At 65.5% G+C, this 24,418-nt stretch carries 26 protein-coding genes; 15 read left to right on the top strand and 11 right to left on the bottom strand.

The window, feature by feature from the left end:
- Positions 1 to 427: 427 nt before the first annotated feature.
- Together CFB50_RS30000 and CFB50_RS39085 are read left to right on the top strand one after the other, a co-directional pair.
- Positions 428 to 937: a hypothetical protein gene (locus CFB50_RS30000; protein ID WP_144020712.1), complete on the top strand. Its 510-nt coding sequence runs from the start codon at positions 428 to 430 to the stop codon at positions 935 to 937.
- Positions 938 to 1,175: 238 nt separating this feature from the next.
- Entirely contained in the window at positions 1,176 to 1,511 is a 336-nt protein-coding gene (locus CFB50_RS39085) for a hypothetical protein (protein WP_144020711.1), read from the top strand.
- A 256-nt stretch (positions 1,512 to 1,767) separates the two neighbouring features.
- Here CFB50_RS39085 and CFB50_RS29995 read toward each other — a convergent pair whose 3' ends face one another.
- Entirely contained in the window at positions 1,768 to 2,376 is a 609-nt protein-coding gene (locus CFB50_RS29995; protein WP_089448185.1) for a hypothetical protein, read from the bottom strand.
- A gap of 812 nt (positions 2,377 to 3,188) precedes the next feature.
- On the opposite strand from CFB50_RS29995, the gene CFB50_RS29990 reads away from it, so the two are divergent.
- The 5 genes from CFB50_RS29990 to CFB50_RS29970 all read left to right on the top strand — a co-directional run bounded on the left by CFB50_RS29990 (position 3,189) and on the right by CFB50_RS29970 (position 8,167).
- A complete protein-coding gene (locus tag CFB50_RS29990; RefSeq protein ID WP_069252317.1) occupies positions 3,189 to 4,304 on the top strand; it encodes a branched-chain amino acid ABC transporter substrate-binding protein in 1,116 nt (371 codons plus the stop codon).
- A 182-nt stretch (positions 4,305 to 4,486) separates the two neighbouring features.
- Positions 4,487 to 5,413 (top strand): high-affinity branched-chain amino acid ABC transporter permease LivH, encoded by a 927-nt coding sequence (livH, locus tag CFB50_RS29985; protein WP_041493199.1) that lies wholly within the window; start codon positions 4,487 to 4,489, stop codon positions 5,411 to 5,413.
- 11 nt (positions 5,414 to 5,424) lie between these two features.
- Positions 5,425 to 6,696: a high-affinity branched-chain amino acid ABC transporter permease LivM gene (locus CFB50_RS29980; protein WP_089448184.1), complete on the top strand. Its 1,272-nt coding sequence runs from the start codon at positions 5,425 to 5,427 to the stop codon at positions 6,694 to 6,696.
- Entirely contained in the window at positions 6,693 to 7,466 is a 774-nt protein-coding gene (livG, locus tag CFB50_RS29975; RefSeq protein WP_089448183.1) for a high-affinity branched-chain amino acid ABC transporter ATP-binding protein LivG, read from the top strand. Before CFB50_RS29980 ends, livG begins: the two co-directional genes overlap by 4 nt.
- Positions 7,466 to 8,167, top strand: a complete 702-nt coding sequence (locus tag CFB50_RS29970) for an ABC transporter ATP-binding protein (RefSeq protein ID WP_039366289.1) — start codon at positions 7,466 to 7,468, stop codon at positions 8,165 to 8,167. The genes livG and CFB50_RS29970 overlap by 1 nt, the downstream gene beginning before the upstream one ends.
- An 82-nt stretch (positions 8,168 to 8,249) precedes the next feature.
- Here CFB50_RS29970 and CFB50_RS29965 read toward each other — a convergent pair whose 3' ends face one another.
- Positions 8,250 to 9,101 (bottom strand): LysR substrate-binding domain-containing protein, encoded by an 852-nt coding sequence (locus CFB50_RS29965; protein WP_069252314.1) that lies wholly within the window; start codon positions 9,099 to 9,101, stop codon positions 8,250 to 8,252.
- A 132-nt stretch (positions 9,102 to 9,233) separates the two neighbouring features.
- On the opposite strand from CFB50_RS29965, the gene CFB50_RS29960 reads away from it, so the two are divergent.
- The 4 genes from CFB50_RS29960 to CFB50_RS29945 all read left to right on the top strand — a co-directional run bounded on the left by CFB50_RS29960 (position 9,234) and on the right by CFB50_RS29945 (position 12,584).
- Complete coding sequence (locus CFB50_RS29960) at positions 9,234 to 10,214, top strand: hypothetical protein (protein WP_089448182.1); 981 nt, start codon at positions 9,234 to 9,236, stop codon at positions 10,212 to 10,214.
- A 29-nt stretch (positions 10,215 to 10,243) separates the two neighbouring features.
- The gene (locus tag CFB50_RS29955; protein WP_089448181.1) at positions 10,244 to 11,230 is read left to right on the top strand and encodes a 2OG-Fe(II) oxygenase family protein; all 987 of its coding nucleotides are present in this window, start codon (positions 10,244 to 10,246) and stop codon (positions 11,228 to 11,230) included.
- Between the two features lie 13 nt (positions 11,231 to 11,243).
- Complete coding sequence (locus tag CFB50_RS29950) at positions 11,244 to 12,167, top strand: DMT family transporter (protein WP_089448180.1); 924 nt, start codon at positions 11,244 to 11,246, stop codon at positions 12,165 to 12,167.
- Between the two features lie 66 nt (positions 12,168 to 12,233).
- On the top strand, positions 12,234 to 12,584 hold the full coding sequence (locus CFB50_RS29945; RefSeq protein ID WP_089448179.1) for a VOC family protein: 351 nt from the start codon (positions 12,234 to 12,236) through the stop codon (positions 12,582 to 12,584).
- 29 nt (positions 12,585 to 12,613) lie between these two features.
- On the opposite strand, the gene CFB50_RS29940 is transcribed toward CFB50_RS29945, so the two are convergent.
- From CFB50_RS29940 to CFB50_RS29930, 3 genes are all read right to left on the bottom strand, one after another.
- Positions 12,614 to 13,021, bottom strand: coding sequence for a DUF2000 family protein (locus tag CFB50_RS29940; RefSeq protein ID WP_069252309.1), 408 nt, complete (start codon positions 13,019 to 13,021; stop codon positions 12,614 to 12,616).
- Between the two features lie 44 nt (positions 13,022 to 13,065).
- On the bottom strand, positions 13,066 to 13,923 hold the full coding sequence (locus CFB50_RS29935; protein WP_089448178.1) for an AraC family transcriptional regulator: 858 nt from the start codon (positions 13,921 to 13,923) through the stop codon (positions 13,066 to 13,068).
- Positions 13,924 to 13,996: 73 nt separating this feature from the next.
- Positions 13,997 to 14,971, bottom strand: coding sequence for an AraC family transcriptional regulator (locus tag CFB50_RS29930; RefSeq protein ID WP_089448177.1), 975 nt, complete (start codon positions 14,969 to 14,971; stop codon positions 13,997 to 13,999).
- 45 nt (positions 14,972 to 15,016) lie between these two features.
- Between CFB50_RS29930 and CFB50_RS29925 the strand changes: the two genes are divergently transcribed.
- Together CFB50_RS29925 and CFB50_RS39695 are read left to right on the top strand one after the other, a co-directional pair.
- Complete coding sequence (locus CFB50_RS29925; RefSeq protein ID WP_089448176.1) at positions 15,017 to 15,766, top strand: SDR family oxidoreductase; 750 nt, start codon at positions 15,017 to 15,019, stop codon at positions 15,764 to 15,766.
- 17 nt (positions 15,767 to 15,783) lie between these two features.
- Entirely contained in the window at positions 15,784 to 15,948 is a 165-nt protein-coding gene (locus tag CFB50_RS39695) for a hypothetical protein (RefSeq protein ID WP_179254246.1), read from the top strand.
- Between the two features lie 109 nt (positions 15,949 to 16,057).
- Here CFB50_RS39695 and CFB50_RS29915 read toward each other — a convergent pair whose 3' ends face one another.
- A complete protein-coding gene (locus tag CFB50_RS29915) occupies positions 16,058 to 16,330 on the bottom strand; it encodes a hypothetical protein (RefSeq protein ID WP_089448174.1) in 273 nt (90 codons plus the stop codon).
- Positions 16,331 to 16,800: 470 nt separating this feature from the next.
- Here CFB50_RS29915 and CFB50_RS29910 point away from each other — a divergent pair, with 470 nt between their 5' ends.
- A complete protein-coding gene (locus CFB50_RS29910; RefSeq protein WP_069252304.1) occupies positions 16,801 to 17,883 on the top strand; it encodes a helix-turn-helix transcriptional regulator in 1,083 nt (360 codons plus the stop codon).
- Positions 17,884 to 17,918: 35 nt separating this feature from the next.
- Here the strand turns inward: CFB50_RS29910 and CFB50_RS29905 are convergent, their stop codons facing one another.
- A complete protein-coding gene (locus tag CFB50_RS29905) occupies positions 17,919 to 19,220 on the bottom strand; it encodes an aspartate aminotransferase family protein (RefSeq protein WP_089448173.1) in 1,302 nt (433 codons plus the stop codon).
- Positions 19,221 to 19,297: 77 nt separating this feature from the next.
- Between CFB50_RS29905 and CFB50_RS29900 the strand changes: the two genes are divergently transcribed.
- Positions 19,298 to 20,182: a LysR family transcriptional regulator gene (locus tag CFB50_RS29900; protein ID WP_069252302.1), complete on the top strand. Its 885-nt coding sequence runs from the start codon at positions 19,298 to 19,300 to the stop codon at positions 20,180 to 20,182.
- 25 nt (positions 20,183 to 20,207) lie between these two features.
- On the opposite strand, the gene CFB50_RS29895 is transcribed toward CFB50_RS29900, so the two are convergent.
- From CFB50_RS29895 to CFB50_RS29880, 4 genes are read right to left on the bottom strand one after another with little or no spacing between them, the layout of a single operon-like run.
- The gene (locus CFB50_RS29895) at positions 20,208 to 21,647 is read right to left on the bottom strand and encodes an isochorismate synthase (RefSeq protein ID WP_089448171.1); all 1,440 of its coding nucleotides are present in this window, start codon (positions 21,645 to 21,647) and stop codon (positions 20,208 to 20,210) included.
- Positions 21,644 to 21,949, bottom strand: coding sequence for an isochorismate lyase (locus CFB50_RS29890; RefSeq protein ID WP_089448170.1), 306 nt, complete (start codon positions 21,947 to 21,949; stop codon positions 21,644 to 21,646). The genes CFB50_RS29895 and CFB50_RS29890 overlap by 4 nt, the downstream gene beginning before the upstream one ends.
- Positions 21,946 to 22,719, bottom strand: a complete 774-nt coding sequence (locus CFB50_RS29885) for a thioesterase II family protein (RefSeq protein WP_069252299.1) — start codon at positions 22,717 to 22,719, stop codon at positions 21,946 to 21,948. Before CFB50_RS29885 ends, CFB50_RS29890 begins: the two co-directional genes overlap by 4 nt.
- Positions 22,716 to 24,368: a (2,3-dihydroxybenzoyl)adenylate synthase gene (locus CFB50_RS29880; RefSeq protein ID WP_089448169.1), complete on the bottom strand. Its 1,653-nt coding sequence runs from the start codon at positions 24,366 to 24,368 to the stop codon at positions 22,716 to 22,718. The genes CFB50_RS29885 and CFB50_RS29880 overlap by 4 nt, the downstream gene beginning before the upstream one ends.
- Positions 24,369 to 24,418: the final 50 nt, after the last annotated feature.

Raw genomic sequence — 24,418 nt, 5'->3', positions numbered from 1 at the left:
GGCTGTCGCCGGGACTCTATCCAAGCGGCCAAATGACGGAGCAAAAATCGCGTTCGTATCGAACTGCGCTCTATAGTGAGTCTGATTTATTAAAATTGTTTCGAATCGTCGCGCGCTGAGGCCGATTGACGGTCGCGTCGATTCACTTTCCCCATCACTGCACGGATGACTTTGGGGCACAGATGAACTCGTGTGCCTATACCCAACGGCTAACGTGTACACAGTACGCCAAAAACCTTGGTTATAACTTCGATTTGCTTACAGATGAGACGGGACAGCTTCCGATAAATCAGGCGAGATCAGTTGAGCCGGCGATAATTGATGCCAAGCGCGGCGAATTTACGAATATCGACAACAGCATTGATCCGATTCGCCCCTTGTATAACGATGCCGTAGCATGGGGTCGAAACTGGTTGCAGGATAACGGATGGGGGCATCTACTCGAATGAAGCAAGTGAAAATGAAGGAAGTGATTGATCTCCTGGAGGGTGGGAAAAAAGCGACCCCGGAAAAAGGAGATTTATTTGTTATGCATATGAAGGGGGTTGGGTTCATCCCTGGTCTCGTGGTGAAGAATGATTTCAAGTATGGCTCGGAGGAGCTTTGTATAATTTATCTGTACAACGGGATTTCCGCTGAGAAAAATTCCAAATTTATTTTGGATAAAAATAATTTGATTGTGCCGCCCGCCCTTGTTACGGCGATGGACTGGAGGGAAGAGGGAGGTTTTGAGAATATCGGGCACCTGAATGAGTCGGATATGGATGTCTTTCCGAATCACTGCTTTTATGATCGGTTGAGGAGGCGCTATGTTGATAATGGAGGTCAGGTGTGTGAGAAATTCGAGCCGTGTGGGGTCCGTACGATTTCAAATGTCGGCTCAGAGGCTATAGGTATCTATCAGAAATTAAATCCGGACGTTGAGGTTGTCGAATAATTGCGGATCCGACGGAGAAAACTTCTAGCCGACAGGAACATGCCACAAACTCGCGCTGTTGCCGAATCCGGGAGCTGGAACGGCGGAAGCACAATCTGACGAGGCTACATGGTGCTGCGGGAGTATCGCCGGGACTCTATGCAAGTCCTGCAGGGGATGTGATGCACCCGCTGCCGTAGGCACCGGCACCGCGGGGGCAATGTGAGGACAAGGAGACGGGCCACATCTTGGAACCTCCTTGGTTGAAGAGAAGAGGTCACGTGATGTTTTGAAGCGCGTAAATAAAGCGGATCGGTTGCTTATGAGGAAAGAGTATTTCTGTTCCAGAACAGAGTTTCCATGTGGCCTCGGAGAGATTTTCACGGAATTTTTTGATGGTGTCGCGACGCGCCAGATTAGTCGACCTGACAATGGATCTGTCTACGCGTCGTCATCCCGGCACGATTGGAATCCTGATATTGGTTTTTTGCTATTTGACGGGATGAAGGACGAGCTTGAAATCTCACCACATGACGAAATCAAGGAGGAGGATTTCGAGCGCGCCTGGAATGCTGCCGTGGGAAACGTTTCTTAACGACATAGGAAATGTGGGATGCCCGTGAAAATCACGCTCCCTCAGGTCGCGCAAGTCTTATTCGTGTCTGAAGATCGGTGGAATGTGGCTAATCGATGATGCATGTTTTGTGTCGGGCGCGATGTGCAGATCCTGATTGGATGGGCAGGCTGATCATCACGCAACTGTAAGGGCCAACGTCGCACGATGCGGTCGCGCTGTGCGAAGTCGCGCACCGTGCCGAGTAGGGCAGCCACAGCCGACCACCCCCAGCGCCTCACCAACCGATATTGCAAGACGACCGCGACGTCCCCGCACCACCTGTGGCCATGCACTTCGTCCCCGCGCCGTTGTCATAAAACGTCCGCGTTTCCGGTTGCGGCACCGAAGGATCGAACGGATTCGGCGCCCCATGCGGACCGCGCGGCGCATCGTACGGCCGCTGCGGCGCATACGAACCGCCACTCCCAGCAGGCCGCGATCCGTTAGCCCGCAGATATTCATTCCAGTTCAACTCCCGCTGTTCATATCCAGGCACCGCGCGACCAAAACTATCGTTCCCACCCGCACCAAGTGCAACGCGATTCGAGGGCAATACCATATCGAGCTCGTGCTCAGCCGAAGGCGTCGGCACCACGAGCGCATCGCCCGTCACCCGTAACGGCCGCGTATCAGGCGTATCGAACGGACCACCGTACTCCAGGCGACTGTGGCTCATCCGCGCCGCATGCCCGTCATCCCGAGCCGCAGCCCGACGCTCCGACCGAAACACATTGGCACCCACCGACCGATCGGTCAGCGAGTCGCGCCCGGAAGCATCGGCGGTAGAAACAGAAAGCGCACACGCGATCGCGGCGGCGGAAGAGAGGCGGAAAGGGTGATTCATCAGCGTTCCGAAGCAGGTGATATGCGATGAGAAAAAACGGCAGATCACTGGCTGGCGGCTGGGCGACGGACGGCCGTCGAAGCGGCCCTGAAGCGACTGCGAGGCGCTGCGTACGCGACTCACAGGAAGGCTGGCTGGATTGCAGAAGCGAATTCGTATTATTTCATTAAAATAACAACGAGCTTCCAAATGTTTAGTTTTGTTTGTAAACAGTAGGATTGACCGCTTCGACCGACCGCCCCGAGTTGGTGCCCACCAAAGCAATCATCAGTTGATTGATTTTCGACGATCGGACCCTTAGCAGCCCGAAAACGCACCGAATGAAATCCGAGATCGCCGAAAGCCAAGCCCAGCAAGGTAGCAACCCAATCCGATCCACCCCATAGCAACCCAATTGCACCCCAGGCAAACGTTCTCGCCCCTCACTCGGTTGCGCCCCCATCGCCACCACCGCCACCCAAAACCTCCGTGTTTTCCCTCGGTCGACCGGCATTTTTGACAGACGATTTAAAAACGCCCATATAATTTCGACTGCCTTGCCAACGGCTGTCGGACCATCCCTCCGAACAAGCGATTTGGCAAGCGGGGCAGGCGAAACGCTTGCGCAATGCAAGACGCATCACGATGTCTTTCCGAACCAGACGTCCCCTTTCGGGGACTGCAAGAGCCGGGCCCCGCTACGCAACATTCCGCTGGAGTTCCGTCTTCTATGTGTCTCGGGCGTGTCCCATGTCCTCGCCCCGGGTGCTGTTCGATTGCGCAAGTCATGCCGCCTTTGCCCGTATGACTAAACAACATCGAGGAGCTCCCAGATGACGCTGTCCCGTCTTACGTCCATTTCCGCCGCCGTGCTGTTCGCCGCCGGCGCCGCCGCCGCGCACGCGGAAACCGTGAAGATCGCCATCGCTGGTCCGATGAGCGGTTCGGTCGCCCAATACGGCGACATGGTGAAGGCCGGCGCGCTGACCGCGATCGAGCAGGTCAACGCTGCAGGCGGTGCGGGCGGCAACAAGTTTGAAGTCGTGATGATGGACGACGCATGCGAACCGAAGCAGGCCGTCGCGGTCGCCAACAAGATCGTCAGCCAGAAGATCAAGTACGTGATCGGCCACGTGTGCTCGGGTTCGACGATTCCGGCCTCGGACATCTACGAGAACGAAGGCATCGTGATGGTCACGCCGTCGGCCACCGCGCCGCAGCTGACGGAAGGCAAGAAGCGCCACTTCATCTTCCGCACGATCGGCCGTGACGACCAGCAAGGCCCGGCCGCCGCGCACTACATCATCAACAACGTGAAGCCGAAGAAGGTCGCGGTCCTGCACGACAAGCAGTCGTACGGCCAGGGCATCGCGTCGTCGGTGAAGAAGGACCTCGAAGCCGCGAAGATTCCGGTCGTGCTGTTCGAAGGCGTCAATGCCGGCGATTCGGACTACTCGGCGATCGTCACGAAGCTGAAGTCGCAAGGCGTCGACTTCGTCTACTTCGGCGGCTACCACCCGGAAATGGGCCTGCTGATGCGCCAGGCGCGCGAGCAGGGCGTGAAGGCCACGTTCATGGGGCCTGAAGGCGTGGGCAACAAGGACGTGACGGCGATCGCCGGCCCGGCCTCGGAAGGCATGCTCGTCACGCTGCCGGCCGACTTCTCGGCCGATCCGGCCAACGCGGCGCTCGTGAAGGCGTTCGCGGACAAGAAGCGCGACCCGAACGGCCCGTTCCAGATGCCGTCGTACGCTGCGGTGAAGATCATCGCCGACTCGATCGCCGGAGCGAAGACGACCGATCCGACCAAGGTCGCCGCGTACATGCACAAGACGACGTTCGACACGCCGATCGGCAAGGTCGCGTATGACGCACAGGGCGACCTGAAGGCGTTCAAGTTCGTCGTGTACACGTGGCACAAGGACGCGACGAAGACCGCCGCCAAGTAATACGGAGTACCCGCCCGCGCATGCCGCCCTGTCCGCGACCCGGACGGGGCGGGTGCGTATTGTCCGCGCATCTGCCCATTGCGCGGCCATGGGGCGGCCCGAGACGACACCGTGCGTTGCGCGCGGCCACGCCGTGATCCGGCGACGGCATGCGACACAACGCCAACGGGAGCTTCCCGCACATGACTGACTTCTTTCCTCAATTCGCCCAGCAGCTGGTCAACGGCCTGACGCTGGGTGCGATCTATGCGCTGATCGCCATCGGCTATTCGATGGTCTACGGCATCATCGGCATGATCAACTTCGCCCACGGCGAGATCTACATGATCGGCGCCTACGTGGGCCTCGTGACCCTCACTGCAATCGGCATCTCCGCCGGCTATCCGCTGCCGCTCGTGCTCGGCGCCGCGCTGATCGTGTCGGTGATCGTCACCGGCCTGTACGGTTTCGCGGTCGAGCGCGTCGCATATCGGCCGCTGCGCGGCGGCCCGCGCCTCGTGCCGCTGATCTCCGCGATCGGCATGTCGATCTTCCTGCAGAACTACGTGCAGATCGGCCAGGGTGCGCGCGACGTGTCCGTGCCGGTGCTGATCTCCGGCGCGTTTGACATCCATCTCGGTGGCGACTTCGACGTGACCATCCCGTATTCGCGCCTGATGATCGTCTGCGTGACGCTCGTGCTGATGATCGCGCTCACGTTGTTCATCTCGCATTCGCGGATGGGCCGTGCGTGCCGCGCATGCGCCGAAGACATGAAGATGGCGAACCTGCTCGGCATCGACACGAACCGCGTGATTTCGTTCACGTTCGTGCTCGGCGCGATGCTGGCCGCCGTCGGCGGCGTGCTGATCGGGCTGACGATCGGCAAGCTGAACCCGTATATCGGCTTCGTCGCGGGCATCAAGGCGTTTACCGCCGCGGTGCTCGGCGGGATCGGCAGCATCCCGGGCGCGATGCTCGGCGGCGTGCTGCTCGGCCTCGCTGAAACCTTCGCCGCAGGCTACATGCCGGCCGAGTACAAGGACGTCGTCGCGTTCGGCCTGCTCGTGCTGATCTTGCTCTTCCGCCCGACCGGCCTGCTCGGCAAGTCGGACATCGAAAAGGTTTGAGGGAGACGCAGATGAGTCAAGTCATTTCCGTTCGCCGCCCGGCCGCCGACGCTTCGATCGGCCAGGCGCTGAAAAATGCCGTGGCCGCCGCGTTCCTGACGGCGATCCTCACGATTCCGGTGCTCGGGCTGCAACTGAAGCTCGAAGGCTACCAGGTGGTGCTCACGCCGCACTGGCGGCCGGTATGGATCGCGGTCGCGGGCGTGTTCCTGTTCCAGCTGTTCAAGCCGTGGCTCGTGCGCGCGAAATCGTCGGTGAAGCTGCCGGCCATGCCCGCGATGGGCGCGCAGCAGCAGCGCGTAATCGTCTGGGTGCTGCTCGCGGTCGGGCTCGTGTGGCCGTTCTTCGGTTCGCGCGGCGCGGTGGACGTCGCGACGCTCGCGCTGATCTACGTGATCCTCGGCCTCGGGCTGAACATCGTGGTCGGTTTCGCGGGGCTGCTGGATCTCGGCTATGTCGGCTTCTACGCGGTCGGCGGCTATACGTACGCGATGCTGAACCAGTACTTCGGGCTGTCGTTCTGGGAATGCCTGCCGCTCGCCGCGATCGCGGCCGCGACGTTCGGCTTCCTGCTCGGCTTCCCGGTGCTGCGGCTGCGCGGCGACTATCTCGCGATCGTCACGCTCGGCTTCGGCGAAATCATCCGCCTGCTCGCGAACAACCTGACGAGCCTCACGGGTGGCCCGGACGGCATCTCGGGCATTCCGAAACCGACCGTGTTCGGCTACGAGATGGCGCGCAGCGCGAGCGTCGAAGGCGCGAAGACCTTCCACGAACTGATCGGGCTGGAATACAGCGGCGACCACGTGGTGATCTTCCTGTACCTGCTCGCGCTCGTGCTGGTCGGCTTCACGCTGTTCGTGACGAGCCGCCTGATCCGCATGCCGATGGGCCGTGCGTGGGAAGCGCTGCGCGACGACGAGATCGCGTGCCGTTCGCTGGGCCTGAACCCGACGCGCATCAAGCTGTCGGCGTTCACGCTCGGCGCGGCGTTCGCCGGTATCGGCGGCGCGTTCTTCGCGGCGCGCCAGGGCCTCGTGAATCCTGAATCGTTCACCTTCATCGAATCGGCGCTGATCCTCGCGATCGTCGTGCTCGGCGGGATGGGCTCGCAGCTCGGCGTGATTCTCGCGGCGATCCTGCTGACCGTGCTGCCGGAAGTCGCGCGCGGCTTCGCCGAGTACCGGATGCTGATCTTCGGTCTCGTGATGGTGTTGATGATGATGTGGCGTCCGCAGGGCCTGCTGCCCGCGAGCCGTCCTCACGTGGAGCTGCCGCAATGAGCGCGAATACGGAACTGTTGAAGGTCGCCGGGCTGCAGATGCGCTTCGGCGGGTTGCTCGCGGTGGACGGGATCGATTTCGACGTGCGTCGCGATGAGGTGTTCGCGATCATCGGGCCGAACGGCGCGGGCAAGACCACGGTGTTCAACTGCGTCGGCGGCTTCTATAAGCCGACTGGCGGCGACGTCGTGCTGGACGGCCACGCGATCGCAGGGCTGCCGAGCCACAAGATCGCGTTGAAGGGCCTGGTGCGGACGTTCCAGAACATCCGCCTGTTCAAGTCGCTGACCGTCGTCGAGAACCTGCTCGTCGCGCAGCACCGCAAGGTGAAGGCGGGGCTGCTGCCCGGCCTGTTCTCGACGCCCGCGTATCGCCGTGCCGAGAAGGAAGCGCTCGAACGCGCGGCCGTGTGGCTCGACCGGATGGGGCTGACGTCGGTCGCCAACCGGCCGGCGGGCACGCTGTCGTACGGGCACCAGCGGCGTCTGGAGATCGCGCGCTGCATGATCACCGAGCCGCGCCTGCTGATGCTCGACGAGCCGGCGGCCGGCCTCAACCCGCAGGAGAAGATCGAGCTGCAGCACCTGATCGACAAGCTGCGCCGCGAGTTCGGCGTATCGGTGCTGCTGATCGAACACGACATGAGCCTCGTGATGGGCGTGTCCGACCGCATCCTGGTGATGGAGCACGGCCGGCCGATCGTGATCGGCACGCCGGAAGCGGTCCGCAACGACCCGCGCGTGATCAAGGCGTATCTGGGGGAAGAGTGATGCTGAAGCTGGAACAGGTCCATACGCACTACGGCGCGGTCGAGGCGCTCGCGGGCGTGTCGATCGAGGTGAACAAGGGCGAGATCGTCACGCTGATCGGCAGCAACGGCGCCGGCAAGACGACGCTGATGATGACCGTGTGCGGCACGCCGCGCGCGTCGTCGGGCCGCGTGCTGTTCGAGGGCAAGGACATCACCGCGATGTCGACGCACCAGATCATGCGGCAAGGGATGGCGATCTCGCCGGAAGGGCGGCGCGTGTTCCCGAGCCTGACGGTGCTCGAGAACCTGAAGATGGGCGGCTTCTTCGCGAGCCGTCACGAGATCGACGACGGCATCGAGCACGTGTTCAAGCTGTTTCCGCGCCTGAAGGAGCGCGCGACGCAGCGGGCCGGCACGATGTCGGGCGGCGAACAGCAGATGCTGGCGATCGGCCGCGCGCTGATGAGCAAGCCGCGTCTGCTGCTGCTCGACGAACCGACGCTCGGTCTCGCGCCGCTCGTGATCGCGCAGATCTTCGACATCATCCGCACGATCCGCGACGAAGGCGTCACGGTGTTCCTCGTCGAGCAGAACGCGAACAAGGCGCTGGGTGTGGCCGATCGCGGCTACGTGCTCGAAACGGGACGCGTGGTGCTCGCCGATACGGGCGCGAACCTGCTCGCGAACGATCGCATCAAGCAAGCCTACCTCGGCGGTTGATGCCGAAAGCCGCCGGCCTGCAACGGGCCGGCGGCGCTTCCTCTTTTGCTGTCTCATGCAAGGCCGGTTCCCGGCCTTGTCTTCATCCGATCCTGAACGTGCTTTTCAGTACGTCGCGCAGATGCAGCGCGGCGCGATTGCTGTCGTCCGTCAGGATGGTGATCAGGTGCGGCGGGAGATCGGGCAGCACGATCCCGGCGACGTGGCTCGTCAGGTTGCCGGACACGCGATCGTGCTCGATGAGGCCGACCGCGAGGCCGTTCGCGATACACGCTTCGACCGCCGGCGAACTGGCGCTTTCGAGCAGCATCCGGTGCGGGATCTTCGCCTTCTTCAGCGCATTCAGTGCGGTGTCGCGGTACGGGCAGCCCTGCAGTTGCACGGCGATCGGCAGCGGCGCGTCGGGATTGAACTTGAAGGTTCGCGCGGCGACCCACACCGGATGGGTCTTGCTGAGCAGCTCGCCGTGCGGCGTCGCTTTCGGCACCACGGCGATCGTGATGTCCAGCTGGCCGCGCGAGAACAGCGACTGCAGCTCTTCGCTGGAGCGCGCCTCGACCGTCAGTTCGAGCAGCGGCCGGTCGGCGGCGAAGCGCGGCAGGAATTCCGCCATGAAGTGCGCGGCGTACGAATCGGGGATGCCGAGCCGCAGCTTGCCGGTCAGCATCTGCGGCGACAGCGATTCGACGAGCCGGTCGTGGCTCAGCAGAAACTCGGTGGTGTCGCTCAGCAGCTTGTGGCCGTACTGCGTGAGTTCGACGGCCTGGTTGTTTCGCGTGAACAGGCGCTGCGCGACCATTTCCTCGAGCTTCTGAATCTGCGCGGTGACCGACGACGGGCTGCGATTCACGTGAGCGGCCGCATCCTTGAAGCGGCCGAGCTTCGCGACGGCGTGGAAGGTTCGCAGCAGGTCGACGTCCAGGGTGCGCGGCATGATTTGGTTTTTCAGAATCAGTGATTCAGGTAATGTCGATTGACGGAATTATTGGGCATCCCATATTCTCGGTCAACAGGCAGACAACGGCAGGCAGCCGGTCGCGCGTTGCACGTATCCGGGGAACGATTCATGTCGATCAATGATTTCGTTGTAGATGCATTGGTGCGGGACAGGAAGTTGAAGGCCGAGTCGGTATGGACGGTCGAGAATCACGAAAAGTATTCGACGCTCAAGCGCAGCGACGATGACGCGAGGAGGAAGGAAGCCGGGCGCGAGGTGTTTTCGCTGATGCGCAACCTGAACGAGCTGGGCGTGCGGAGCCCCGCGCTGTGCGCGGACCGCGACGGCAACGGTTCGTTGCGCGAAGCGATCGGCCAGTTGAGCGAGCGGCTCGCGACGTTGTCGCGCGGCCGCGATGTGCATTACATCGAGCTCGGGCCGGAGCCGGTCAAGACGACCGAACTCGTGAAGGCCGTCAGCGGCTGCGGCCCGGACCATCTGCGCTATACGGCCGTCGACATCAACGAGTCGTCCGAAGACGCGATGCGGCACGCGATCATGCCGTTCCTGAAAACGCCCGGCTGTTTCAACTACATCGCCGACGATTACCGGAACGTGCAATGGAACCACATCGACGTGGGCCAGGACGTGACGTTCATCACGATGCTCGGTTTCCAGGAAGGCAACGAATTGCCCGTGACGATCGGCCGGCTCATCCGCAATCTCGGCGGCAAGTCGACCTACGTCGTGTCGGAGATGCAGTTGCTGGTCGAGGGGAGAGAGGAGCCCATCTACAACTTCTACCGGAACGAGAACATGGTGCGGTTTTCCGAAGTCGTCAGCCGGCAGCAGGGCTTCGAGCCGCTCGGCGAGCACCATGTGTCGATCGTCCGGCTCAATCTGCTCGGCGACCAGTTCCACGTGGCGGTCACGTTGCAGCCGGTATCGAAAGCCGGGGCCGACGGGCATCTGATCACCAACGTCTGCCTGAAATACACGCCGGAGCAATTCCGTCACGTGCGCCACAGCCACGCCAATTGCCGCGTGATCGACGAACTGCACAGCGGCGACGGCAGCGTCGTGTACCAGATCGCCCAGTTCAAGGGCTGAATGCCGCAACCACGACAGCGAGGCACGCGATGAACAAGGGAAATGCATTGCCGGTGTTTGCGCGAGGGTTCGATCGGGTGAGGCTTGCGCTGCAGACGTCGCTGTCCGGCGGCGCGAATGTCGACGGCTCGCTGGACGCCGCGACGGAACCGATGCGCTGGAGCAGCGCCTGCCTGCGCGACGGCTATGAAGTGCGATACCGGCGCAATCTCGACGCCCTCGGCTATCGCGGCGTGCCGATGCGCGGCACGCGCTCGGACGCGCTCAACGCGGTGTGCCATCTTCGCGGCTTGTTTTCGGACGAAGCGGTTCATGCGTTGCGCGAGATCGGCCGCGCGCTGGAGCGCAGTGCGTCGAGCAGCAACTGGATCATCTCGAAGCGCGTGCGTGCGGTGACGGAGCGCTCGCGGTTCATCGACGACATGATGCACGACCGCGCATTCCTGCTGAGGGTGTCGCGTCTGGCCGGTGTGCCGCTGATTCCGTATCCGATGGTCAATGCGCGGTCGCAGTTCAACTACTACTACCCGACGAGCCAGCGCGACGGCAAGGAACAGCTGGGCATGTGGCACACCGACGGCACCAGCTTCGTGCTGAACATCGTGCTGTCGGATCGATCCGACTACGAGGGCGGAAACTTTCTGTTCTACGAATCGACCGCGGAGACGTTCGACCGCCACGATCGCGAACGCCGGCATGTGAAGACCGCGAACCTGGACAACGCGGGCGACGCGCTGCTCATCTACGGCAGCAAGCTGTTCCATGGCGTCGAACCGGTCGAGGCGGGACGGCGCATGTCGCTGGTGCTGTCGTTTCATTGCCCGACCACGCGGGAGGACGACAACGGGTTCTGGCATCTCGCGTCGGACGACGGCATCCCGCGCACGGTCGTCAACTGGCTGGCGCTGCAGCGCGCGCTCCGGGACGACGCCGAACTGCAGTACCACCGCCTCGGGATCGAACCGATTCGCCCCGGGGATCTGGCGGACCAGCGTCTGTCCCCGGCAACTTTCTGAGAGCCGTCGCGCCATGCAGTTATTCCTGCTCCAGCTCGTTTTCGTGTTGTCGTGGAGTTCCGGCTTCATCGGCGCCAAGCTCGGCGCGGAGACGGCCGGCGCGTTCAACCTGCTGTTCTGGCGGTTCCTGCTCGTCACGCTGTGCCTGGCGATCGTCCTCAACCGGCAGCTCGGGCGCCTGACGTGGGAGAAGCTTCGCTATCACGCGGTGATCGGCTTCCTGTCGCAGTTTCTTTACCTGGCCTGCGTGTATGTGGCGATTCAGCATGGCCTGCCGCCTGGCATCGCCGCAATCGTCGCCGCGATGCAGCCGCTCATCACGGCCGCGATGACGGCAATGGAAGGCAGCGAGCGCAGCGGGGCGCGCCAGTGGGCCGGGCTCGTCGTCGGGTTCGTCGGCGTGGGTATCGTGATCGGCGGGCAATATGCGCTGCCGGCCGGGTCGGTCGGGCTCGTGATGTACCTGCTGCCGCTGGTGTCCGCATTGGGGCTGTCGATCGCGACGATCTATCAGCGGCGCCGCGCGCTGACGGCCGCGCGCAGCAACGAGGACGGCCTGTTCCTGCCGCTGTTCGTGCAGGGCTGCGTGAGCCTCGTGCTGTTCGCGGTGTGCGGGATCGTCACGGGCGACCTGCACGTGCCGACCCAGCCGAACGTGTGGGTCTCCGTCGTGTGGCTGACGGTGTTCTCGACCTTCATCGCCTACCTGTCGCTGTGGGCGCTGCTCAAGCGCATGCCCGCGACGCGCGTGGCGACCCTCGTCTATCTCGAACCGCCCGTGACGCTGATGTGGGCCGCATGGATGTTCGGCGACCGGATCGAGGTGACGACCTATCTCGGCATCGTGGTCGTCGCGATCGGCGTGTGGCTGGCCGGCAAGCGCGTAGAGCGGCCCGCGCGGGCGCGGCGGGCGAACATGGAGGCGGCCGGCCGCTGACGCACTGGTTGCGCGCGCGGTTCCGGTGTAGCGTCGCGGTACTGTCACGACCCGCGCAGGCACCCGATGAAAGTCAAACGGATCGTCGCCAATATCGACACCCGATCAGTCGACGACGCAAAGCGCTTCTACCAACGGATCTTCGGCCTCGACCTGCTGATGGATCACGGCTGGATCGCGACCTACGGCAATGCCGAGCAGATGGACGTGCAGATCAGCTTCGCATCGGAGGGTGGATCGGGCACGCCGACGCCCGATCTGTCGATCGAGGTCGACGACGTCGATGAAGCACTCGCGCGTGTGCTTGCGGCCGGGATTCCGGTCGAGTACGGCCCGGCTGACGAGCCGTGGGGCGTGCGGCGGTTCTATGTGCGCGATCCGTTCGGCAAGCTGGTCAACGTGCTCGCGCATCGCTGAATTGGCCCGCCGGGCGGCTTCGCCGGCGTTTAAGCATGCAACGCCAGCCCCTTCACGGCTTTTTCCACCGCCTTCTTCGGCCCGCGCAGCGCCAGCCCGACGAAGTCGAGATTCTCCGCATCGCCGGCGCGAAACACTTCGCGGTTGGCCGCGTCGTGCCCGGTCGAAAACATCGCATGCACGTAGGGCACGATCGTGAGCTCGCGCGACAGCGCCTGCCGGTGTGCGGCCTGCAGGCCGTTCAGGTCGGCCGCGAACACCAGCATCGGCTGGCCCAGCATGCGGCCGTAGCGGCGTCCCGCCGCATCCTCGTACGGCTCGCCGAGTGCTTCGGGTGCTTCGGCCGCAATGCCGGTCGCGAGAAACGCGACGACATTGAGTTTTTGCCACGCGGCGAGATCGTCGCGCACGATCAGCGCGACCTTGGTATCGAACATGAGTGCTCCTTGTAGAGACGCTCATGATCGGATGCCGCGCACGATCAGTCTGGAACGTTTGTGCACAGTTGCCGGTAGGCGGCCGGCGTGATCCGGTACGCGCGGCGGAACCAGCGGCCCAGGTGGCTCTGGTCGGCGAAGCCGACGTCCGCGGCCGCCTGCGCGGGCGTGCGGCCCGCTGCCAGCAGCCGGCGCGCGGCACGCAGCCGCAAGCGCACCAGATACGCGTGCGGCGACGTGCCGAACGCACGCTGGAACAGCCGCGTCAGCCGGAACCGGTCGATCCCGGCGACGCTGGCCAACTCGTCGAGCCCGATGTTGCCGTCCATGTGTTCATGCAGCAGATCGCGCACGCGTGCGATCGCGGGTGGCACGACGGCGCTTTCCAGCACGAGCGGCCCGCGCAGTTCGCCACCGAGCCGGATCAGCAGGCGGTCGAGCGTCTGGTCGCGCGCGAGCTTGCCTTCGTTGCCGTGGATCGCGAGAAACGCCTGGCGGATCGCGTCGACAAGGCCGCGATCGTCGACGAGCGTATGGCCGAACGACGCCTCGACGCCGCCGAGGCCCGGCAGGTCGAGCCGGCGCGCCGCGCACTCGACCCACGCTTGCGGCAGGTACAGCATCCCGTAGGTGAAGCCGCCGGCTTCGGGCGCATGGCCGTCGTGCAGTGCGCCCGGCTCGATCAGGATCGCACGGCCCGGCACGCTCGTATGCACCGACCGGTGGCAGTGGAATTGCTGTACGCCCTGTTCGGTGAAGCCGACCAGCATGTCGTCGTGATCGTGCGCATCGTAAGCATGGCCGTTGAAATGCGCATGCAGGCTTTCGATGCCGGTTTCCGCATCGCGCCGCGCGACGAGCCAGTGGTCGGGGGCGCCGACGTCCTTTGCCGTTGTCGTCATCGAGTGCCTCGTACATCGTCGTCGCGTGACGGAGCGTGACCGCGGGTCGCGGGAGGGCGGTGGCGGACGCGGGTCATTCGTCGCTCGCTGCGCGTTCGTCGCGCGCATATTGAGCGGGCGGCCGGCCGACGTGCCGCGTGAACGCGACGCTGAAGGTGCTGGCGGAACTGTAGCCGACGCGCCCGGCGATCTCCGCGATGCGGCCTTCGTCGCGACGGAGCAGATTCTTCGCGAGCGCCATGCGCCACGTGAGCAGGTATTCCATCGGCGCGACGCCGACTGCGCGGCTGAAGCGCTCGAAGAAGGTCGAGCGCGACAGCGCCGCTTCCCTGGCGAGTTCGACGACCGTCCACGGGTGCGCGGGGCGTGCGTGCATGCCGCGGATCGCGGCGGCGAGACGGCTGTCGGCGAGCCCGCGCACGAGGCCGGGCGACGCATCCGTGCCGGCTGAGAACCGCAATGCCTCGATCAGCAACACTTCGACGAGGCGCGACAGCACGAGTTCGCGCGCGGGCCGCTGCGCACGCGATTCGTCCCGCACCAGTTGCACGAGCGTGGTCAGGCGCGGCTCGCCGCGCACGTGCACGTATTGCGGCAGCAGCGACACCAGCAGCGCAGCGTCGGGCGAACTGAAGCTGCAATTGCCGGCCATCAGGCGCGTGTCGACCGGGCGGTCCGCGTCGCCGATCCGGTATTCGCCGTTGTCGAGCACGACCGGGGCGGCCGTTTCGACACCCGGCGGCGGCAGTTCGAAGCTGGATATCGAGACGCCGTAGGCGGCCGGAATCAACACGAAATCGCCGGGCAGCAGATCGATCGGCGGATGTCCGTCGATCGCGATCCGGCACCCGCCATCCAGGACCGCGCAGTAGAACGGCTCGCCGGCGACCGTCCGGCTGATGCGCCAGGGGCTTGCGCCGTGAACCAGCTTGGAATACCGCGTGCTCGGCTGCAACAGTGTCACGACCTCGGCCAACGGATCGATCATCGCCGGACTCTCGCAAAAGAAAATCGGATTTTCGATTGTAGCGAATACGGATCCGGCCATCTATCGTACGAACACATGCTCAACACGTCACAGGAGTGAGTTCGCATGAAGACCGTATTGATCACCGGCTGTTCCTCCGGCTTCGGCCTCGAGATTGCCCGTTACTTCCGGGCCCGTGACTGGCAGGTCGTCGCGACGATGCGTACGCCGCGCGAGGACGTGCTGCCGCCGTCGCCGAACCTGCGCGTGCTGGCGCTCGATGTCACGAATCCCGACAGCATCCGCGCGGCGATCGACGCCGCCGGCCCGATCGACGTGCTCGTCAACAATGCGGGTTTCGGCGCGGCCGCACCGGCCGAACTGATGCCGATCGACACCGTGCGCGCGCTGTTCGAAACCAACACGATCGGCACGATCGCGGTGACGGAAGCCGTGCTGCCGCAGTTGCGCCGGCGCGGGGCCGGCGTGGTCGTGAACGTCACGTCGAGCGTCACGCTGAAGGTGCTGCCGCTGCTCGCCGCCTATCGCGCCAGCAAGGCGGCGGTCAATGCGTACACCGAATCGGTGGCGCTCGAACTCGCGCCGTTCGGCGTGCGTGCGCATCTCGTGTTGCCGGGCCGTGCGCCCGACACGCGTTTCGCCGACAACGCGCGCGCGCACATGCACGGCTTCGAGCACGAGGCTTATGCGGAATTTGCCGCGGCGGTCTTTGCGCGCATCGTCGACGAAGCCGCGCCGATCACCCACGCGCAGGACGTCGCCGAAGCCGTGTGGCGCGCGGCGACCGATCCGTCGAGCCCGATGCGCATTCCGGCCGGCGCCGATGCGGTCGCGTGGGCGGCCGAAGCGGGCTGACGCTCGCCGACACGAGCGTGAATCGGCTGGCCGTCGACAGGGTCGAGCAGGCTTGTGTGCGTGCGCAATTCGCGATGCCCGCCGGCCTGCAACAAGCCGGCGGCGCGCTGGCATGCACGTACGTGCATGCATCACGGACGGATACGGTCCGTGCTTTTTTCAACCTGTCGCGCTCGGCATGAAGGAACGCCGCGCGCGCTTCTGCTCGTCATCCATCCGCCGGCCATGCATGGTCGCGCCAGCCACCCCCACCCGATACACGAGCGACCACGCCGAGCCGGATATCTGCCGCTACTGGCCGCCTTCGTACAGCTGGTTGAGACGCTGGAGTTCCCCCGACTTCTGCATCCGCTGGTATTCCTCCTTGACCTGTGCGCGCGTGAGCCCGGTCGGCCCACCTGCCTGCGCCCCGGCGCTGGGCATGCTGCCCATCGACGTCGCGCTGATCGCCGAGTCGGACGGCTTGCTCGACGCTGACGCTGCGCCATCGTCCTGCGCCCGGGCGAGGCCTGACGCACCCACCACACAAACGACGGCCAGTGCCGTCTTGTACATGCTCTTCATCGTGGCACCTCACATGAACAAGCAATGCAACAACCACGACGCGGATGCTGCATCGTCCGCGTATGTCGACGTTCCGTACGCGCAACGTCGATCCTCCCCCGGCCATTCCCCAAAGTGTTCCGGCGACTGACGCATCGGCATGCGCGGCTTCGCGCCATGGTTCTGTCGCACGTGTCGAGTCGTCTTGTGCGCGTTTGACTCGCGCATCGTGAATCGGGTCATTCCGCCGCCATTGCATCGCGCCGGACAAATCCCCCATGCCGAACGCAGGAGTGGTTTCGTCACGCGAATGCAGCCGGAATGGCGGAATGATAGAACCCGCATGCCGGTTTAACGCCCTCTTGAAAGGGGGTATTTGCCGTCGTTGTCATGTGGAATGCCTACACTGCACAGACATCGCGAAACGTATGCAGTCGAGCGTCTCGCCATGACGCGCGAACGAATCTGGTGCATGTTCGAGGAGCGCATTCATGTCTGACAAACACGTCGCGCTTGCGAGTCATATTCGGCGGCTCTGTTCGCTTGCCGTCGAGCCGCGCCTCATCATTCCTCACGTGGTTGAGGCGGCCCGGCACATCGTCGGTGCCGATTGGGGCATGTTCTTCTATGCCGACGAGCACTACGCCGTGTCGGACGTGTACAGCGAAAACGAAGCGGTGTACGCGTTGTTGCCGGCGTATTTCTCGCACATCCACGACACCGAGCGGCAGAAGGTGCCGGGCGTCACGTTTTCCGATGCGATGCGCCGCGGACGCGGTTTCGACAACAGCGCGCACCACGACGATGCACTGCTGTCGAGCGAGATGTACGCGGATCTGTGGCGGCCGGTGTCGATGCGCCACTGTCTCGAGCTGACCGCGACGGACGGCACGCGCGGCTGGGGCAGCCTGCTGCTGTCGCGCGCATCGGGCTGTCGTCCATTCTCGGAAAAGAACCATCGCGACATCGAACCCGTGGCGCGGCATCTGGCCCATGCGCTGTCGCGGCCCGTGCAGCCCACGCTGCACGAATCGGAATGCAGCGAGTCCGCGACCCTGGTGGTCGACGACGACGGCCGGCTCCTGCTGCACAACGCGGACAGCATCCGGATGCTGGCGCTCGCGACCGGCGAGCCGCTCGCGTTCTATCGTCACGAACGCTTGCCGGACTGGCTTGCGCCGCTAGGGTCGAACCTCAAACGGACCTGGCTCGGCTACCCGGCCCCCCCTGCGACGCTCGAGCGTCGCAACCCGGCGGGGCGTTTCCGCTTCAAGGCCTATCGATGTACCGACGCGGTCGCGTCGCAACGCGATGCCGCGATCGTGATCCATATCGAACACTTTCCGCCGCTCAGGCTGATGGTCGAACGACTCGGTTTCGCGTTCGGCCTGACCGAGCGACAACGCGAACTCTGTGAGCAGCTCGTGCTGGGCCGCTCGCACAGCGAGATTGCGCGCGACTTCGCGCTGAGCGACAGCACCGTCGTCGATCATGTTCGCAAGATCTATCGCCGGCTCAACGTCCACAACCACGACGAATTGCGCAGCGTGTTCCGGACCGGGCGGCTCGACTAGGTTTCGAGGCGCGTGCCGTTGCATCGGGTGTTCCGTTACAGTGCGCGCCGGATCGCCTGTTCGAGCAACGACAACCCGAGATCGATTTCCGCTTCGCTGACGGTCAGCGGCGGCGCGATCCGGAATACACCGCCCATGCCCGGCAACTGCACGATGTTCATGCTGAGCCCGAGATTCATGCATTCGCGCGTGATCTTCGCGCCGAGCCCGTCCGCCGGTTCCTTCGTGCGGCGATCCTTGACGATCTCGACGCCGAGCAGCAGCCCGCGCCCACGCACGTCGCCGATGCAGTCGAAGCGCTCCATCAGGTCGAGCAGGCCGCGCCGGAGCCGGTCGCCCATCACGTTCGCCCGCTCGACGAGCCCGTCGCGCTGCACGACGTCCAGCACGCGCAGGCCGACGGCAGCCGGCAGCGGATCCGACACGTGCGTCGTGTAGAACAGGTAGCCGAGTTCGTGCGCGCGTTCCTCGATGGCCGCGGACGTCACCATCGCCGCGAGCGGCAGCCCGGCGCCGAGCGTCTTCGACAGCGTCAGGATGTCGGGCGTCACGCCGTCGCGCTGGCACGCGAACATCGTGCCGGTGCGGCCGACGCCCGTTTGCGCCTCGTCGAGGATCAGCAGCATCCCGCGTTCCTCGCACTTGCGCTTGAGCGCCGCCATATAGCCTGCCGGCAGTTCGATGATCCCGCCCGAGCTGAGGATCGGTTCCGCGATGAACGCCGCGAGGTTGCCGCTCGACTGGCGATCGATCAGGTCGAACGCGTAGTCGAGTTCGGCCAGGTAGTCGTAGGCACCGTTGCGCTCGAAGCGCGGCCGGTACGTGAACGGCGCCGGAATCGCGAACGAGCCGACGGCGGCCGGCCCGACGCCCTTGCGGCCGGCGCTGTACGTGGCCGATGCAGCCGCGCCGGTCATCCCGTGCCACGACTGCGCGAAGCCGACGATCTCGTACTTGCCGGTGACGAGCTTCGCCATCCGGATCGCCGCTTCGTTCGATTCCGCACCGGTGCTGAGCAACAGCGCGCGATCGAGCCCGGCGGGCGTGATGTCGGCGAGGCGCGTCGCAAGGTCGACGACCGGCCGCGACAGCATCCCGCTGAACAGGTGGTCGAGCTTGCCTGCGTACTCGCCGATCACGGACACGATCTCCGGATGGCTGTGGCCGAGCACCGCGCTCATCTGGCCCGACGTGAAATCGAGGATCGCGCGGCCGTCCGCGTCGTACACGAAGCTGCCTTGCGCGCGTTCGATGATCATCGGCTCGAACGTGCCGCCGTAGCGGACCAGGTGCTGCCTGGCGTGGCGCCAGAAGGTCGGGTCGTCGTTCAGGGACATCGGGCGTCTCCAGGGAGGGGGCAGGGGGCGCTTGCAGTCTAGGCGCGCGTCTGGTTTGATGGAAACGAATAGTTCTAATGCAAGGTAGAAAAGGAGCTAATACCTTGGCGCTTTCGCTCGAAATCGACCTGCTGCGCTCGTTCGTCGTGATCGCCGAGGTGCGCGCGCTCAGCCGCGCGGCCGCGCGCGTGGGCCGGACCCAGTCCGCGCTCAGCCAGCAGATGAAGCGGCTCGAGGAGGTCGTCGACCAGCCGCTGTTCCAGCGCACCGGGCGCGGCGTGGTGCTGACCCACCCGGGCGAGCGGCTGCTGGTGCACGCGCAACGCATCCTGCGGCTGCACGACGAGGCGATGGCCGACCTGTGCGGCACGGGGTTGTCGGGGACGATCCGCTTCGGCTGCCCGGACGATTACGCGGAAGTCTGGCTGCCGTCGCTGTTGCGGCAGTTCTCGAGCCAGCATCCGCAGGCGATCGTCGAAGTCGTATGCGGGCCGACGCCGCGGCTCATCGAGCAGCTGGAGAAACGCGCAGTCGATCTGGCGATGATTTCATTGCCGGACGACGGATCGAACGACGCCATCATTCGCCGCGAGCAACTGGTCTGGATCGGCTATCCGGGGCTCGAACCCGCATATTTCGATCCGTTGCCGCTGGCGCTGTCCGATCGCGACACGCTCGATCACATCGCCGCCTGCGAGGCGCTGGATCGCGCGGGCCGCGATTACCGCGTCGCGTATGCGAGCAGCAGTCTCGCGGGGCTGATTGCGCTGGTGCGTTCGGGGCAGGCGTTCGCGGTGATGACGCAGACGGCGGTACCGGCCGACCTGGCGATCGTCACCGGCGATCCGCGCCTGCCGCCGTTACCGGCCGTGGGCATTGCGCTGAAATTCGATCGCAAGCGGCCGTCGCATCTGACGGCGGCGTTCGCCGAGCATATCCGGCTCACGCTGCCGCTATTGTGATGCGCGCGGCCGCCACGCGGACGCATCAGTCGACCGTCGACGAGGCCGATACCTTCGCCGGGCCACGTGCATCGGCATCCGCCGTCGCATCGCGCACGCGGATCGCCGCCTGCATGCCCGACAACTTGAGTTCGGTCTCCTGATATTCGTTGACCGGATCGGAATCGGCGACGATGCCGCAGCCCGCGAACAACCGGCAGGCGCCGCCGTCGACCAGCGCGGAGCGCAGCGCGACGATGAAGTCGCCGTTGCCGTGCGCGTCGATCCAGCCGACGGGCGCCGCATACCAGCCGCGATCGAAGCCTTCATGCGCGCGGATATGGTCGAGCGCTTCGGCGCGCGGATGGCCGGCCACCGCCGGCGTCGGGTGCAGCGCCGCGACGACCTGCAGCAACGTCGCGTCCGCCTTCAGCGTCGCGCGGATCGGCGTGCTCAGGTGCTGCAGCCTCGGCAGCCGGTGCAGCGACGGTTGCTCGGGCACGTCGAGCGCGCGCGACAGCGGCGCGAGCGCCGCGCGGATCGCGTCGACGACGAGCGCGTGTTCGAAGCGTTCCTTCGCGGAATCCATCAGCGCGGCGCCGAGCGCGCGGTCGTCGTCGGGCGTGGCGCCGCGCCGGATCGTCCCGGCCAGCGCATGCGTGCGCACGTCGCCGGCCGCGACACGCGCGAGCCGTTCCGGCGTGGCGCCGACGAAGCAGGCGCCTTCACGGCGGATCGCGAACAGGTGCGCATGCGCGTCGCGCTTGCGCAGCCGGCGCAGCAGCGGCGCGACGGCAACGGGCCGCGCGTACTGGTCGAGCACGTCGCGCGCGAGCACGACCTTTCCGAACGCGCCGCCGTGGATCGCGTCCACCGCGCGCCGTACTTCGTGCTGCCATTCGCTGGCTTGCAGCGCCTGCGTGTGCAGCAAGTGTGGAGCATCGTCGTCCTGGGCGGCGGCGAGTGTGCCGAGCGACTCGATGCGCGCGAGGCACGCATGCGCGAGCGCGGCCGGATCGTCGTGCGCGGCGACGACGTGCTGGCAGACGGCCCAGTGCGCGTCGCCTTCGCGCACGATCAGCAGCTTCGCCACCGTCATGCTCGCGTCGGGAAACGGCGCCCAGTGTGCGCTGCGCGCGCCGTGCGAATCGAACCGGAAGCCGCCGACGAGGCGCGGCGGTTGCGGGCCGGTCGTCACCGCATCGCGAACGAGCGCGCGCCAGCGCGCATCGATCTGCGCGAAGCGCGTGTCGCCGGTGGCGGTCAGTTCGAGCGCGCCGTCCCAGCCGAACAGCGTGACGGACGCATCGCCGGCTTCGTGGAAGAACCACGGCGTGGCGCCGTCGTCCCACGCGGCGATCAGGTCGAAGAAGTCGAGCGGACGCAGCGGCACCGACACCGACGCGAGCGTCGGCGTGCCGGTGTCGGCGGCGCGGCGGGCCGCACGGGCGAACGTGTCGTGCAGCAGCGGGAGGCCGGCGTTCATGCGAGCCCCCGCTGTTGCCGCCAATACTGCGTCTGCTGCGCGATGTACCACGCGATCAGGCCCGAGAACAGCGTCTCGACGTAGTCACCGTCGAGGCCGGCCTGTTCGGCCCAGCGGCGCCGGTCGGGCAGCATCGCGGCCACCCGTTCCGGCGCGGGGATGCTCGCTTCGTCGGGCTTGAAGCGCGATGCAGCCTTCACGTATTGCATGCGCAGGCCGAGCGCCTCGATGATGTCGGCGTCCAGGCGATCGATGGCTTCGCGAATGTCGGGCAGCCCCGTGCAGGCGTCCGGTGTCTTCATGTGTACTCCTTTCCGTAACGAAGGGATTGGTCGATCCGTTCGACCAGATGCGCGATCACCGTCGGGTATTGGTGGCGCAGATAGAAGTGGTCGCCGCTGAACGTCTCGATGCGGATCGGGCGCGACGCGACGTCCTGCCACGCGTGCGCTTCGTCGTTGTCGAGCTCGGAATCGGCAAGCGGCAGCATCACGCCGAGCGGCGTATTGAGCCGCGGCGGCCGGTCGCGGCGATACGTCTCGATCGCGCGGTAGTCGCTGCGGATCATCGGCAGGTAGATCGCGCGCATTTCCGGATCGGCGAGCAGCGCGGCGTGCTCGCCGGACAGCCGCGCGACATCGCCCACGAGCGCATCGTCGGATTGCAGGTGCAGGTCCGACAGGCGCTGGCGATGCGGCGGCGGCAACGCGGACACGGCCAGGTAAAGCGGCGCCGCGCCACGCGCTTCGAGTCGCGCCGCCACCTCGTAGGCAAGCGCCGCGCCGAGGCTGTGCCCGAACAGCACGAGCGGCGCATGGGTATAGCGTTGCAGCGCGTCGGCGGCGGGGCCGGCGAGTGCGTCGATCGACGTCAGGCACGGCTCGCCGAAGCGTTCCTCGCGGCCCGGATACTGCAGCGCGAGCAGGTCGACGTCCCACGGCAGCGCGCGGCTCCAGCCGCGAAAGAAATTCGCGGTGCCGCCGGCGTGCGGAAAGCAGACGAGCTGCGCGCGCGGGCACGGTGACAGTCGCAGTTCGCGGATCCAGCTCGAATCGGTCGGTCGTGCGCTCATGCGGCCGCCGCCTGCAGCTGGCGGCGCAGCAGGTCGCGCAGCGATTTCTTGCTGGTCTTGCCGATGCCGGTTTCGGGAAAGCGCGGCATGAACTCGATGCGATCGGGAATCTTGAACGCCGCGAGCCCGCAGTCGCGCAGGTAGCGTTTCAGCACCAGCCTGGACGGCGCGGGTGCGCGGGCGACGACGAACGCGCACGTGCGCTCGCCGAGCAGCGGGTCGGGCATCGCGACCACGGCCGCGTCATGCACCTGCGGGTGGGCGAGCAACAGGTTCTCGACTTCCTCGGCGCAGACCTTCTCGCCCCCGCGATTGATCTGGTCCTTGTCGCGGCCTTCGACGACGAGGTCGCCGTCCGCGGTGCGCCGCACGCGGTCGCCGCTGCGATAGAAGCCGTCGGCCGTGAACGCGGTCGCGTTGTGCTCGGCGAGCCGGTAGTAGCCGCGTATCGTGTACGGGCCGCGCACCTGCAGTTCGCCGATTTCACCGGGTGCGACCGGTTCGCCGGCATCGTCGACGATGCGTACTTCGTCGGCGTCCGACACGGGGCGGCCCTGCGTGTGCGCAATCCGTTCGGGCGAATCGTCGAGCCGCGTGCAGCAGATGAGCCCTTCCGCCATCCCGAACACCTGTTGCAGCCGGCAGCCGAGCACGGGCGTCACGAGCGCGGCCGCGTGGTCCATCAGTCGTGCGCCGCCGACCTGCAGCACGCGCAGGCTCGACAGGTCGGCCTGCCGTTGCGGCTGTTCGTCGAGCCACAGCAGCGCGAGCGGCGGCACGAGCGCGGTATGGGTGACGCGCTCCTGCGCGATCAGCGCGAAGCTCTGTTCGGGCTCGGGCCGCCCGGTCGTGATGACGCGCCCGCCCGCGAGCAGCGCGCCGATCGTGCCGGGGCAGCACAGCGTGAAGTTGTGCGCCATCGGCAGCGCGGCGAGGTACACGGTATCGGCGTCGAAGCCGCTCGCGGCGCTGCACGCGCGCACGTTGTACAGGTATTCGCGATGACGGCGCGGAATCAGCTTCGGCGTGCCGGTCGTGCCGCCCGACAACTGGAAGCACGCGATGTCGTCGGCGCGTGCCGCGCATTCGCGCAGCGGCGGCGCATCGTACAGCGCGTCGAACGGCGTGAACGCGTGATCGTCGCCGGCCATCACGACGTGCTCGAGCGTCGGGCAATCGGCCTGCAACGCGGCTGCGAGCGGCCGGCAGTCGAATTCGCCGAGTTGCGCCGCGCCCAGATACGCACGCGCGCCGGCGAAGCGGCAGAACGCGCCGATCTCGAAGTGCCGGTGAGCGGGGAGGGCGAGCACCGGCCGCACGCCGAGCTGGAACAGCGCGAAACACGTCTCGATGAAGGGTGCGCCGTTCGGCAGGTGGACGACGACCGCGTCGCCGCGCGTCAGGCCGAGACGCGCGAAGCCGCCCGCCAGCGGGCGGATGCGCGCCAGCAGGTCGCGATAGCTGAGCCGGCTGGCGCCGTCGACGATCGCGAGCGCATCGGGATCGCGCTGCGCTTGCGCGTCGAGCGCCTCGAAGAAAGTCGTGTCTTGCCAATAGCCGGCGTCGCTGTAATGGCGTGCGAAGTCGTCGGGCCAGTCGGGCGCGTCGGCCGGGGAGGCCGGCGCCACGGAGGGAAGGGAGGATTGCATGTGCTGACCTTGGGTTCCGGCAAGTTGTCAGAAAATGTAAATGAGAGGTA

This window comes from Burkholderia sp. AU33423 (assembly GCF_002223135.1).
Classification (GTDB): Bacteria; Pseudomonadota; Gammaproteobacteria; order Burkholderiales; family Burkholderiaceae; genus Burkholderia; species Burkholderia lata_D.
This window is presented reverse-complemented; position numbering and strand designations above follow the sequence as displayed.